This is a genomic window from Tepidanaerobacter syntrophicus (assembly GCF_001485475.2).
In the GTDB taxonomy this organism is placed as follows: domain Bacteria; phylum Bacillota; class Thermosediminibacteria; order Thermosediminibacterales; family Tepidanaerobacteraceae; genus Tepidanaerobacter; species Tepidanaerobacter syntrophicus.
The window spans coordinates 41361-54127 of the sequence record NZ_DF977003.1 but is presented as its reverse complement, the minus strand read 5'-3'; the positions used below and the strand labels follow the sequence as shown (position 1 = coordinate 54127).

13 protein-coding genes and 1 riboswitch are annotated in these 12767 nt (G+C 38.4%); of the genes, 4 read left to right on the top strand and 9 right to left on the bottom strand.

Features of this window, described 5'->3' with window-relative positions; translation table 11 throughout:
* Positions 1-4: 4 nt before the first annotated feature.
* The 5 genes from TSYNT_RS09175 to TSYNT_RS09155 all read right to left on the bottom strand — a co-directional run bounded on the left by TSYNT_RS09175 (position 5) and on the right by TSYNT_RS09155 (position 4620).
* Positions 5-943 carry a GHMP family kinase ATP-binding protein gene (locus TSYNT_RS09175; protein ID WP_059033358.1) on the bottom strand — a complete coding sequence of 313 codons (939 nt, stop codon included), beginning with the start codon at positions 941-943 and terminating at the stop codon, positions 5-7.
* A 21-nt stretch (positions 944-964) separates the two neighbouring features.
* Positions 965-1522: a bifunctional adenosylcobinamide kinase/adenosylcobinamide-phosphate guanylyltransferase gene (gene cobU / locus TSYNT_RS09170; RefSeq protein ID WP_059033356.1), complete on the bottom strand. Its 558-nt coding sequence runs from the start codon at positions 1520-1522 to the stop codon at positions 965-967.
* Positions 1523-1540: 18 nt separating this feature from the next.
* The gene (locus tag TSYNT_RS09165) at positions 1541-2599 is read right to left on the bottom strand and encodes a FecCD family ABC transporter permease (protein WP_059033354.1); all 1059 of its coding nucleotides are present in this window, start codon (positions 2597-2599) and stop codon (positions 1541-1543) included.
* 29 nt (positions 2600-2628) lie between these two features.
* Positions 2629-3690, bottom strand: coding sequence for an ABC transporter substrate-binding protein (locus TSYNT_RS09160; protein ID WP_238142692.1), 1062 nt, complete (start codon positions 3688-3690; stop codon positions 2629-2631).
* Positions 3679-3843: riboswitch (cobalamin riboswitch) on the bottom strand. Its footprint overlaps the gene before it by 12 nt.
* Positions 3844-4011: 168 nt before the next feature.
* Entirely contained in the window at positions 4012-4620 is a 609-nt protein-coding gene (locus TSYNT_RS09155) for a DedA family protein (RefSeq protein WP_059033351.1), read from the bottom strand.
* Between the two features lie 225 nt (positions 4621-4845).
* On the opposite strand from TSYNT_RS09155, the gene TSYNT_RS09150 reads away from it, so the two are divergent.
* The 4 genes from TSYNT_RS09150 to TSYNT_RS09135 are packed head-to-tail and all read left to right on the top strand — an operon-like array spanning position 4846 to position 8954.
* Positions 4846-5826, top strand: coding sequence for an ABC transporter ATP-binding protein (locus tag TSYNT_RS09150; RefSeq protein WP_059033349.1), 981 nt, complete (start codon positions 4846-4848; stop codon positions 5824-5826).
* Positions 5823-6533 carry an ABC transporter permease gene (locus TSYNT_RS09145; protein WP_059033347.1) on the top strand — a complete coding sequence of 237 codons (711 nt, stop codon included), beginning with the start codon at positions 5823-5825 and terminating at the stop codon, positions 6531-6533. Before TSYNT_RS09150 ends, TSYNT_RS09145 begins: the two co-directional genes overlap by 4 nt.
* An 11-nt stretch (positions 6534-6544) precedes the next feature.
* Positions 6545-7978, top strand: a complete 1434-nt coding sequence (locus TSYNT_RS09140; RefSeq protein WP_059033344.1) for a GldG family protein — start codon at positions 6545-6547, stop codon at positions 7976-7978.
* 16 nt (positions 7979-7994) lie between these two features.
* The gene (locus TSYNT_RS09135; RefSeq protein WP_059033342.1) at positions 7995-8954 is read left to right on the top strand and encodes an AEC family transporter; all 960 of its coding nucleotides are present in this window, start codon (positions 7995-7997) and stop codon (positions 8952-8954) included.
* 29 nt (positions 8955-8983) lie between these two features.
* Here TSYNT_RS09135 and ptsP read toward each other — a convergent pair whose 3' ends face one another.
* The 4 genes from ptsP to TSYNT_RS09115 are packed head-to-tail and all read right to left on the bottom strand — an operon-like array spanning position 8984 to position 12765.
* Positions 8984-10705, bottom strand: a complete 1722-nt coding sequence (gene ptsP, locus TSYNT_RS09130) for a phosphoenolpyruvate--protein phosphotransferase (protein WP_059033340.1) — start codon at positions 10703-10705, stop codon at positions 8984-8986.
* Positions 10706-10719: 14 nt separating this feature from the next.
* Positions 10720-11043: a hypothetical protein gene (locus tag TSYNT_RS09125; protein WP_059033338.1), complete on the bottom strand. Its 324-nt coding sequence runs from the start codon at positions 11041-11043 to the stop codon at positions 10720-10722.
* 30 nt (positions 11044-11073) lie between these two features.
* Positions 11074-12363 carry an NAD(P)H-dependent oxidoreductase gene (locus tag TSYNT_RS09120; RefSeq protein WP_059033337.1) on the bottom strand — a complete coding sequence of 430 codons (1290 nt, stop codon included), beginning with the start codon at positions 12361-12363 and terminating at the stop codon, positions 11074-11076.
* A gap of 36 nt (positions 12364-12399) precedes the next feature.
* Positions 12400-12765 carry a PTS glucitol/sorbitol transporter subunit IIA gene (locus tag TSYNT_RS09115; RefSeq protein WP_059033335.1) on the bottom strand — a complete coding sequence of 122 codons (366 nt, stop codon included), beginning with the start codon at positions 12763-12765 and terminating at the stop codon, positions 12400-12402.
* Positions 12766-12767: the final 2 nt, after the last annotated feature.

The following is a 12767-nucleotide window of genomic DNA, read 5'->3' as shown; positions in this document are numbered from 1 at the left end:
TCTCCTAACCTTCAGCTTTCTCTTTTGCTTGAAATAGATTTTTATTTGAGTAGATTTGAATAGTCTTTGGCCCGCCGCCGCAGGTGCAAGTTTTAGTAATACGATACGTTATACTATAGTTATGCATTATAGCATCGAGTTCTTTCCAAAGGTTTTGGTTTATATCATAATCTTTTTCAAAAAACATACCGATTGCAGAACCGCTGTGGGCAATATTTATTCCGATTGCACTGTATTTTTCTCCTAAATCGATAATATCCGGTAAATGAGGTTTGGGCAAAATAGATTGATGTGCCAGGGCACTTATTTTCATGGCTTGGCCTAGAAGTCTAAGATCTTTTTTTTGAAACGCAGAAAAGACAATGCTCAATGCTTCCTTGATAGCCGGCTCTTTTTGTCGGTTTTTTTCTCTTAACTCTTTCATATTGTTAAATTGTTCAGTATCGACTTTTTCTCCTGTATCTATAATATAAACATCCATCTTCGGCAGAAAACCTAATCTTTTTCGTATTTTTCCCTCTATATGGTCAAATAGCGTGATTCCGGGATACATTATGCCATCGCTGGGTTCAATGGAAAGCGCTATATCAGCTACTATATCAGGGGATATGCTCTCGCCAAGGGCTTGGGCTGTGGCAAAACAGGCTGCGGTGATATCTGCTGTGCTAGATGAAAGACCTATCCCACAAGGTATATTGCTCTTAACTTTTATATCTGCTCCCAGATCGACGGCATTAAAATATTTGAGAGTTTTTCTCACTGCTTGGATTGTTTTATTGCATTCCAGATTACTGTCGCATGTGTATTTGTTTTTTTCATTGTTCAGTTTAACCGATACTTCTGTATAAATTGCTATGGGACAAGTTACCAAAATATTAGTGTTATCTATAGTTCCTTCTATAATCTCGCCGCAACTTGCCGGACAAATAGCTTTACCCTGCAAAGCATTCACCCCCATACATCTTTATTTCAATTTTATTGGCAATCCGGAAACCATAAACACCACTTCGTCAGCTGCCGACGCTATCTTTTGATTTACTTCACCCAGCAGATCCCTGTATAAACGCCCAAGGGGATACTCCGGCACCAGTCCCATACCTACCTCGTTTGAAACAATAATTACTTTTTGTTCAATTCTTGTCAGTTCCTGTATTATAGCATCGATTTCGTTTAATAAGTCAATTCTAAGAGCATCATGCAAGTTAACATCTTCTGCCCTTTCCAGTGGCAGCCAGTTTGACACAAAAAGTGCAATACAATCTATTAAAATTGTATCATATTCTTTAAACTTTTCATTTAGCCGAATTTCGCTCAAAGCTCTGGATAAATATCTCGGTTCCTCGATGGTAAACCAGTTGTCAGGTCTTCTCTTTTTATGTACAGCTATCCTGTGAGTCATTTCTTCATCGAGGGCTTGGGCTGTAGCTACATAAATCGCTTTCCCGCCTTGTCTTTTGGCTTCTCCTTCTGCAAATTTGCTTTTGCCGCTCCTTGCTCCTCCTGTAACAAAAAGTGTTTTCATATCTCGTCTCCTTATGCTCTAAATCTTATAGTCCTTATTCTTCTTTTGAAAAAGAAGATAGATAAAAAACGGCCCGCCAAACAGCGCTGTCAATATTCCTACGGGCAGTTCTGTTGGAGCTATTATAACTCTAGAGATGGTGTCAGCAAGCATTAGATAAAGTCCGCCCACAAGAGCTGAAACAGAAAATAACTGCCTGTAGTCCGGTCCTATTATAGCTCGAGTTATGTGGGGAATTATGAGCCCTACAAAACCAATTACACCGCTAACCGCTACCGCAGATGCTGTAAGCAGGGAAGCCGCTGCCAAAGACATTCTTTTTACTCTTTCTGTATCAACACCTGTAAAAAACGCTGTCTCTTCTCCGAGTTGCAATATGTTTATTTCTCGTAAATTCCAATAAGCGAAAACGAACCCTATAACGCCATACGGTAAATTCAAATATACTTCATTCCATCCTTGAGAAGAAAAACTTCCCATAAGCCAAAAATATATCTGGTGAAGCCTTTCGTCGCTGAAATACATAAAAAAAGAAACAAGAGCAGAAATAAAGCTGCTGACCGCAACGCCTGAAAGAAGAAGTGTAAAAGAATATGTCCTGCCGCCAACACTTGCAAGACTGTAAACTAAAAATATGGTTCCTGCCGCACCAATAAAGGCAAAAAATGGAACCGATCCTATGCCGAAGATTTTCATGGCGGGAAAAAATAAAATTCCAAGAGAAGCGCCTAAAGATGCGCCGGCCGAAGAACCTATAATATAAGGATCTGCCATGGGGTTGCGAAACACTCCTTGATATATCGTACCCGCTGCTGAAAGCTCAGCTCCTACTAGAAAGGATAAAATTATCCTCGGAAATCTAAGCTGCAGAATAATTGTTTCATCAGTAGCAGTCCAGTTTTTAATGATGAAATCTTTTAAAACTGGCAAGCGACTTAAGACAATTTTAAAAACTTTATCTGTTGCCACATTTACGGTTCCTATACTCAAGGCGAAAATACCTGATATTATTATTGCAGCAATTATACAAGCATAGCGAGCATATGAACGCATATTTCTAAGTCGATAACTGTCCACTGTATTTCCTCCATCCGACGTTGCAAACATTATTTAAAGAGCTCTGGATGAATTATTTTTGCCATCTCTTCCAAACCGTCTACAAGCCTGGGTGTAGCTCTTTGAACTAAATTCTCATCAATATAAAACACTTTCTTATTTTTTATGGCATTTACATTTTTCCAGCCTTGCCTGGAAAGTATATCTTCTACAGACTGGTTACTTGAGCCGTGGTGAGAAAATATAATTATATCCGGATTTTTTGCTACAATCATTTCTACGCTATACTCAGGGTAGGATTTTTTTGCATCGCCTGCGATATTTATACCGCCTGCCTTTTGTATTATATCATTTACAAAAGTTCCCGGGCCTGCCGTAGTAATAGGAGAAGGCCATATCTCATAGTAAACTTTGGGTCTGCGATCCTCTGTAAGTTTTGCTGTTTTATTTTCTATATCTTCCATTCTGGCTTTTAAGTCATTTACTATCTTGGCAGCTTTTTCACTTTGGCCTGTTGCTCTTCCCATAGTTTCGACGCTTGCCAACATATCATCAAAATCCTTCGGATCCAAAACCACGGCCGGAATACCTAATTTTTCCAGTTCTTCCACCGGTTTTTGATGCATGTTTGTAGCAAAAACTATATCAGGTTGCAGTGAAATTATTTTTTCAATATTAGGTTCTGAAAATCCGCCTATTTTTTCCTTCGTCTTAGCTTCTTCAGGATAGTCGCAAAAATCGGTAACCCCCACAATCTTATCACCGAGCTCTAAATTAAACAGTATCTCGGTATTGCTAGGTGCAAGCGATACTATTCTTTCAGGTTGCTTTTCAATAGTAACTTTTCTTCCCATTTGGTCTTCTATAGTAAGTGGGAATTCTTCGAAATTTTTTGCTTCTTTTGAGTCTGTGGAAGGTGCCGCTGTCTTATTGCTGCACGCTGTCAGTATAAATAAAGAAATAATAAAGATTGTTAATATAATTTTTGATTTGTTTTTCATTTTCATCTTTACCCCTTCTAAAAAAATAACCCGGCCTTCTTTTTCGAAAACCGGGGTGTTTTTGCCAATGCTTTCTAGTACATCCCTTTCTTCCGAAGGCTCGTACTTCACTCACAGGCAGGTTTCCTGGCTCTCGGATCATTTTAGCTGCGCCTTCCCGGTTTCCCAGTGGCATAACAGTTTATCCCCGATTACAGTGGCGGGACCGCTCAGGATTTTAACCTGATTCCCTTTTAACCTTGCGGCACCTGGTGAACTGCCGCCAATTATAAAAGTGGCTGGCTTCCTGTTTCTCAGAACATACCTAGTAAATAGGTCTCATGCGTTCTCCGCAGGCTTAACTTTGGGCAGTTCCTGCCCTAGAATGCTAAATTTTAAATACATAACAATTATATACCCAAATAACCTATTTCACAAGGTAAACATGTATTTTCAAGTACTTTTTTGCTTGAATATCTTGTAAAACCAATGCCAAGATAAGTATACGGCAATAAATATCAGAATCAAAAAAAGAAGGCTGTAATGTGAGAAAAACGTAAAAAGCCAGTGTAAGTATGGGCTGGCTGTGTTAAATAATGCAACCCAAAAAATCGTCCATACTAAATCGCCGATAAATGAAAACAATGTATATGATAAAAAATTTATCTTAAAAACGCCGGCTACCCATATTGCGGGTGTCCTTGTAATTCCCACCCACCTGCTAACTAAATTTGTGATGCTCCCATATTTTTCAAACCACTTTTTGATCTTTGTTATATCTTCTTTACTTATTTTTAAAAATTTGTTCAACTTTTCAAAAATCCGCTCGCCGCCGCGGTAGCCTATATAATATGCAATAATATTGCCAAATAAGTTGCCGAAAGTAGAAATAATAATTACACTGCAGGTCGACATTGCTCCGATGCGTATAAGATATGCAGTAGCCATAAATATTATTTGGACCGGTAAAGGAAGGCCCAGGCCCTCTAATACTAAAAAAGCAAAAAGCCCATAATAGCCATAAGAATATATAAATTGATTTGGAGTTTGTGGCAAAGACATAAACACATCACCTTTTATAATTATACTTGATTCTTGAAATAAAACAAATAGAAATAATGAATTTGTGATATATCCGGTTTTTTCTTCGTTGAAATCTGAACTTTATTTTATTTACTTCATAAAATTTGAAATCGAGTCCTAATATGGTATAATTTTTACTATATCTTAGTACTTTAAAATAAATTTTTAATGCTCTTTATTAGGTTATTAGGCGAGGTGTTCATTTTGATCGAGCTGTCTAATGTAACAAAAAAGTACGGAAATAAAATTGCCATAAGTAATATATCATTTTTTGTAAAAAACGGGGAAATTCTGGGTCTTCTCGGGCCGAATGGTGCCGGTAAATCAACTACAATGCGAATAATTACAGGATACCTGGCTCCCACATCAGGAATTGTAAAAGTAGCAGGATTTGATATGGCAAAACAACCTGTCTTAGCCAAAAGACATATAGGCTATTTGCCGGAAAATCCGCCTATTTACAAAGATATGACGGTTTACGAGTACCTAAATTTTGCAGGCGAGCTAAAGGGTTTAAAAGGTAAAGAAAAAGCCAGGAGAGTAAGTAAGGTAATCGAAGAAGTCGGAATCGGGGATGTAAAAAATCGCCTAATCGGCCGTCTTTCCAGGGGGTACAAGCAAAGAACAGGCCTTGCTCAGGCATTGGTGTCAGATCCGGATGTGTTGATACTTGATGAACCTACGGTAGGCCTTGACCCTCAGCAAATAACCGAAATCAGGCAGCTTATAAAAAGCCTTTCCGGAAAAAGAACTGTGATATTAAGTTCCCATATACTACCTGAGGTAAGCAGTTTGTGTCACAGAGTAGCCATAATTAATAAGGGAAATTTGATAGCGGAAAATACGCCGCAAAACTTGGGCAAATCCCTAATGGGGCATCATAAAGTAGTAATCCAGGCAAGGGGTTCAAATGATAAGATATTGGAGATACTTTCTAATCTTTCCGGCATAGAAAGCGTTGAAGTGAGCAAGGTATTGAATGATAACTTATGCGAATATACTATAGAATCTGAGATGGACAAGGATGTGCGCGAACAACTTTTTTACGCAATGGCAAATAACAATTTTCCAATATTAGAAATGAGATCCTATGTTATGTCTTTAGAGGATATTTTTTTGCAGCTTGTAACCGAAGAACCTGTAATAAGCGCAAAACCGCAATGGGAGGCAGGTAAAACAAAATGAATGCAATAATATCTATATTTAAAAAGGAACTTAAAAGTATATTTTATTCACCGATTGCATACGTCATCGGCGCTGTGATATTAGGTCTTGCTGGTTACTTTTTTTCAGTAAACCTATTTGTTTCTCGAATAGCGGATCTTACAGGTGTCTTTATGAATCTGGGGGTAGTGCTTATTTTCACTGTTCCCGCTCTCACCATGAAGCTTTTAGCCGGCGAGGAGCAGGCGGGAACTATGGAATTTTTGCTTACTTCGCCTATTTCTGTTTTTCAATTGATTATTGGTAAATACCTGGCTTCATTGGTGTTTTTTCTTTTTATAACTGCATTTACTCTGATTTACCCGGGGATTCTATTTGCTCTTTCGGCTCCTGACAGCGGTATTATAATCGTTTCATATATTGGGTTCCTTCTTCTTGTCGCATCATATATTTCTGTTGGCCTGCTATGTTCTTCTTTGACTACAAGTCAGGTAGTTGCAAGTATATTAAGTTTCGGGGTTTTGCTTCTTTTATGGGTGTCAAGCTGGCTTTCCTCGAACACTTCTGGTATATTAAGTTCATTTATTAAGACACTTTCAATGTCAGAACACTATATGGATTTTCTGCGAGGAATAATTGATACATCTCATCTTGTATATTTTGTAAGTATAATATTAGTTTCTCTGACCTTATCAGCGATCAACATCTCACGGCGCACCTGCTCATAGGAGGAAACGGCATGAATAAAATTTCAAAAAAAGTTTATTATACTTTTATTACAATCTTTTTGGTCATAGTACTTATCGCAGTCAATCTTATATGCGCTCAATATCATTACAGATGGGACCTTACGAAATCTCACCGCTTTACTCTTTCTTCAAAAACCAAAGAAGTTATAAGTCAGTTGGATGAAAGTATAAAAATTACTGCCTTTATTGCTGAAGGCAGCAGCATATCAACAGATATAAAAAATCTTTTGAAGGAGTACGATTTCGCCTCTGATAAAATTGAAGTAAAATTTATTGATCCAGAAAAGGAACCTGCTATTGCTAAAAAATACAATATTCAAGACTATAACACTATCATTGTTGAAGGTACGAAACATCAGCAAACAATAAGTCCTTACAATCTTTATTCTCCCTCTGCAAACCAGTATTCAATGAATTTTAATGGCGAACAAGCTATAACTCGGGCAATACTTAACTTAAAACAGCAAAACCAAGCAGTAATTTACTTTCTTTCAGGACATGGTGAATTAAGTTCCATATCTGATTTAGATAGTTTTAATTCGTTTTTACAAGGTGAAGGTTATACAACAAGGCAACTGGATTTACCTGTGGTAGGGAAAATTCCGGAAGATGCTGACCTTCTAATATCGGCAGGTCCTCAAAAAGATTTAATGCCCAATGAAAAAGCCCTTTTAGAAAAATATATTCAGTCAGGCGGCAAGATATTAATATTCCTTACACCTACTGATCCAAAGGTGTCACTGGGTGGCTGGAAGGAGCTTATTGCAGGTCTTGGTGTAGAAATACATGACGATATTGTTACAGATCCACAAAGATCCTTTTATTCAGACCCATTAAGTCCTGTACCTATGGTAGAAAGGCATGAGGTTACTCAGGCTCTTTTGGATAAAAAACTCTCGGTGGTTTTTCCTTACGCTCGAAGCCTTGCACCTTTAGAGAAAATTCCCGAAAACTTGCAAGTAAAATCACTTCTTGTTACAAGCGATCAAGCATTTGGAGAAACGGACTTGGAACAGTCTCAAGTATCTCTAGATGAAAAAGATGTGTCAGGTCCTCTGCATTTAGCCTATGCAGTATCTAAAAAACCTGCTTCAAAAAATGAATCACCGGTAGAACCAAATACTATTACAGCTCCTGATTCTGAAATCGGTGAGCCTATTGCAGTTATCGTAGGAGATGTAGCTTTTTTGGGCGCAAAATCCATAGGTCTTGCCGGAAACCTAGATTTTGCAGCAGGAAGTATAAACTGGCTTTTGCAAGTTTCGGATGATGCACTTAGTATTCCTTCCAAAAACGATGAACCGCCTTTTGTAAATCTTACAGGTGATACAATGAATCGTATTTTTTATGCGGCAGTTATAATACCGCCAGGATGTATACTGGCAATAGGTTTTGTGATATGGCTTAAGCGAAAAAATCTGTAAAAAAGGGGGTGATTTATTGGGCATTATTAAAGCCTTTGAAAGTGTTTTAAGTATTGTATTGATGGTGTCGGTGGGGGCATTTTTAAATTACAGGCATTGGTTTGATGATGATAAATCAAATCTTTTAGTAGACCTTGTAATTAAGGTATCTTTACCGGCGCTTATGATATATAACATGATGAGTAATTTTACTAAAGAAGAACTTTTAAACTCAGGTTACGGTCTTGTTGTGCCTGTCATTTCTATGGCTATTTGCTACTTAATTAGTTTTGCAGTAGCTTATATAGTTGGTATTGACCCTTCAAGACGAGGCGCATTCCGCTCTATGTTTTTTAATTCTAATACAATTTTTGTGGGACTTCCGGTAAATATGGCTTTATTCGGCGAAAAAAGTTTGCCATATGTCCTATTTTATTATGTGGCAAACACCTTTTTCTTCTGGACACTAGGCGTATCCGAGATAAGAAAGGATAGCACGATATATAATGAACCTGATTCATCAAAATCCGTCTTCTCTATTGAAACACTTAATAAGATTTTGTCACCACCCCTTATAGGACTGCTTATAGCTCTTTTTTTGATTCTAATAGGTGTTCGACTTCCAACTTTTCTTTTAGATACATTAAAGAACTTGGGCGGTCTTACTACTCCCTTATCGATGATTTTCATTGGTATCACTATAAGCGCTATAAAAATTCAAAATATCAGATTCGACAAAGAAGTGATAGCATTGCTTATAGGGCGCTTTATCGTGGGGCCGGCAACAATCATCCTGTTATCACAAATTTTTTATATGCCAAAACTAATGAGAGATGTCTTTGTGATTCAATCAGCAATGCCTGTAATGACAAATGCAGCAATTATCTCTAAAGCTTACGGCTCTGATAGTGAATACGTAGCTATTATGATAGCAATGACTACTGTACTGATTATGATTGTTATACCAATTTATATTTATATTTTAAGCTATATATAAGTTTAACCACCCAAAAGGGTGGTTAAACTTTATCCTATTTTTTCTACTATCTCTTTTACCATAGCCCTTATATCAGCCGGTTCGCTCATAGAAAGGGCTTTTCCAGCTATCTCTTTTGCCTCGTCATAAGTAAGTAAGCGGATTATCTTTTTTACTTTCGGTATAGAAGATGCGCTCATGGAAAACTCATCAAGTCCCATACCAAGAAGTATTGGGGCAGCAAGGGGATCTCCTGCCATCTCACCGCACATACCTGTCCATTTACCTTCTTTATGGGAAGAATCGATTACATTTTTAATAAGCCTTAATACCGCAGGATGGAAAGGTTCATAAAGGTAGGAAATATGTTCATTCATTCTGTCAACTGCAAGGGTATACTGAATCAGGTCATTTGTACCTATGCTGAAAAAGTCCACTTCTTTTGCAAGTATATCTGCGGTAACAGCGGCAGAGGGTATCTCTACCATTATGCCTACCTCTATATCTTCGTCAAAGTCTTTGCCTTCCGCGTAAAGTTCAGCCTTTGCCTCATCCAAAATCTTATTTGCCCTTCTTACCTCATCTACTCCGGATATCATGGGATACATTATCCTTGCCTTACCATAGGCACTAGCTCTTAATATGGCTTTAAGCTGAGTCTTTAGTATATCAGGTCTGTCAAGACATATTCTGATAGCACGCCATCCTAAAAAAGGATTAAGCTCATCAGGCATATTAAGATAGGGCAGCTTCTTGTCTCCTCCTATATCAAGAGTCCTTATGATAATAGGGCGAGGCGCCATTTTTTCAACAACCTGCCTGTAGGCATCAAACTGTTCTTCTTCTGTGGGAAGGGACTGTCTGTCCATATATAGGAATTCTGTCCTGTAAAGACCTACGCCCTCTGCTCCGTTTTCAAGAGCCCCTTTTACATCTTTAGGCGTTCCGATATTAGCGGATATCTCTACTCTTTTTGCATTGTCAGATGTCTCGGCCGGAAGGTCTTTTAGCTGTTTTAGCTCTTTTACTTTATTGAGGTAATCCTGCTTTAGTTTCTCATACCTTTTGGCTGTCTCCTCGTCCGGGTTTACATATACCGCCCCTTCATTGCCATCTATTATGACAGTATCTCCTGTTTTTATCTTTTGGGTTGCATCCTTTAATCCGACTACCGCAGGTATCTCAAGGGACCTTGCCATTATGGCTGTGTGAGATGTTCTTCCTCCCATATCTGTTGCAAAGGCCTTTACTTTTTCTTTGTCCATTTGGGCTGTATCAGATGGCGTAAGATCCTTTGCGATGATTATGGCTTCTTGTTCAAGGCTAAAGGCATCTACCGAGATTCCCAAGATATTCTTTATCAGTCGCTCCCCTATATCCTTTATATCTGCAGCTCTTTCTTTTAGATATTCATCCTTTGCGCTGCCGAATTCAGCTATATAGCTATTTACAACTTGGGATACGGCATTATCCGCAGTTATCAGTTCGCTTTCTATCTTAGATTTTATCTCGTTTATGAAGACGGGATCTTCTAAGACCATAAGCTGTGCATCGAATATCTTGGCTTTTTCGCTGCCGAGTTCCTTTTGAGCCTTCTCTTTTATCTTTTCAAGCTGAAGCTTTGTTGTCGTAAGTGCATCTTCAAGTTTCTTTATCTCTTTGCCTATATCTTCTTTTTTGATAGGCGATGTATTAATTACTACTTGCTCATGTTTTACAACATGTGCTTTGCCTATTTCGATTCCGGGCGATGCCGCTATTCCCTTTAACATAGTAAGCCTCCTTGTCAATTATCTTGTTCATCTTTTATAATGTCTCCAATTTCTTTTGCGATGCGATATGGTTTTGTTATAATTCTGATGGGCAATGACAGGATAAACCCGGTAAGATCCTGTTCCAACTCCTGCGTCATTCGGTAAGGTTTTGTAAGGATTCTGTCTATAAAATCTGCTGCATAGTTTTCCAGTAGTTTATCGCGCCTTATTTCGATCTCATTACCGCAGTTTAGGCATTTTATGCTTTTTAATGTATTCCCAGCGTAGTTTACTTCATGTGGAGTATCTTTGTTGCAATGGAGGCAGAAAAGTTCTGCTTTCATTTTAGAGGTCACTTAAATCCACCTCGTTTCTTCTACTGCAATTTAGAAAAATTTGTCTTGAATTCGTCTTAATTGCAAAATAGTTGAATCATTCTCAAGCTCTACCATATTATATGATATAGCTTGGCCTTTCTTAACATCTTGCTTGAGAACTGTATTCTCGTTTATCAGACCAATAGGTAAAGCATTTTCTTTCTTTGCATTTTCAGCTGTATCAATCAAGCCGTACACTGTATATCCGCCAATTCCGTCCAAATGTTCTCCGGCTTTTAAATCCTTTTTGGCAACAGTTATTGTTTCTGCTACAGGCGCGCCAATCGGAGAAATTGTCGGCTCTTTATATAAAACCGCCCTTGCTGCTGAAAGTGGAGTTTCGACACAAACAAGATGATAAGGCCTGTAAAAAACATAATTTGGGCCATCTCCCAGGGAAATATAAGACATAATCTGTTTTGTCACCGGACTGTCTGTTGTAACAACTATAAAGACGCCGGGAGCTATTCCGAAAACAAAGTCAACCACACCACACTTGTCTAAAATTCCGCCATCTTCTTTTAGGGAAAAAATTTTCGGAAGATCTTTTACGGCGCCTGTCGGACCGACAAGGCCTCTGCACGACGGAATAAGACCGGTGGCATTTGCTACAGCTGTTAATTCAACCATGGTATTAGTTGCATCTACAAAAGAAGTAAGCATCCGAGGGTTGATGCCTCTTGTTTCTGCTTCCGGTCTCATATTGTCCGGATTTGCTTCGCGGTTTAGGGGGTTGTTCTTGCCCTTTCCTGCAGCAACCACCTTAAAACCCATGGAATCTGCAAAATCAAAAAGCTCCTTGATCGCGCCGGGTTCGTCACCGGCAGAACCAGTATAGACTATACCGGCACTATCTGCCATTTTTTTGAGAATAGGCCCTACAGTTACATCTGCTTCTACATTAAGCATCACCACATGTTTTCCGTTATAGATGCTCTTTAAAGCTGTATTTGCTCCTACCTCGGGAACACCGGTAGCTTCTATTATTACATCAACAGGTAAAATCTCGGTTACAATTTCAAAATCCTCAGTTACTGCATATTTGCCCTGCTGTATAGCTTTTTCTGCTTGAGATACAGTGTTTACTTCATAAACATCTTGGGGCGATATTCCGGCAAGCTCAAAGGTTTCCCTTGCCTTTTCAATAGTTCTATTTGCAATGATTGGTATATTCATACCTCTCATTCGCAATACTCGGTCTACAATTCCGCGCCCCATTTGGCCTGTGCCTACAAGGCCTATATTTATTTTTCCGCCTTTCTCTTCAAGCTCCTTAAGTTTAGAATTAAGATTTAGCATTTTTGCTCTCCTTTATAATTAGGAAATAAACGGAATCTAGCTTTCTACACGAATTTTTTGGCCTATTTCAATACAGAAAGGCTCGCTATCCCTCTCTAAGTGTATGTAGCCGGGCATTTTTGCAGATTTTTCATTGTCAAATTTTAGGCAAACATGGCCCATTAATCTTAAATTACTGTTAGCTTTTTCTCCAACTGCTGTAACTGTATAAACTTTTTCGCCGATATAAAGTTTGTCACCGGCTTTTATATCTTCATAGAGTTTGCCTCCGTTATGCATAACAGAAATCTCTTTCATCTCCAAGGGCATCTCTTTTTTGCTAAACAAAACAACTGTTCCCTCATTAAAAAACTTCTTTGCCAGTTCTCCTATATCCACCACTGTTACTTCATACTTCATCATAT

Bases quoted from the DNA above. Each gene is read 5' to 3' on its own strand.
- cobU (WP_059033356.1), bottom strand. From the start codon at position 1,522: ATGAAAACACTTTTTGTTACAGGAGGAGCAAGGAGCGGCAAAAGCAAA.
- TSYNT_RS09155 (WP_059033351.1), bottom strand. From the start codon at position 4,620: ATGTCTTTGCCACAAACTCCAAATCAATTTATATATTCTTATGGCTAT.
- TSYNT_RS09145 (WP_059033347.1), top strand. From the start codon at position 5,823: ATGAATGCAATAATATCTATATTTAAAAAGGAACTTAAAAGTATATTT.
- TSYNT_RS09140 (WP_059033344.1), top strand. From the start codon at position 6,545: ATGAATAAAATTTCAAAAAAAGTTTATTATACTTTTATTACAATCTTT.
- ptsP (WP_059033340.1), bottom strand. From the start codon at position 10,705: ATGTTAAAGGGAATAGCGGCATCGCCCGGAATCGAAATAGGCAAAGCA.
- TSYNT_RS09120 (WP_059033337.1), bottom strand. From the start codon at position 12,363: ATGCTAAATCTTAATTCTAAACTTAAGGAGCTTGAAGAGAAAGGCGGA.
- TSYNT_RS09115 (WP_059033335.1), bottom strand. From the start codon at position 12,765: ATGATGAAGTATGAAGTAACAGTGGTGGATATAGGAGAACTGGCAAAG.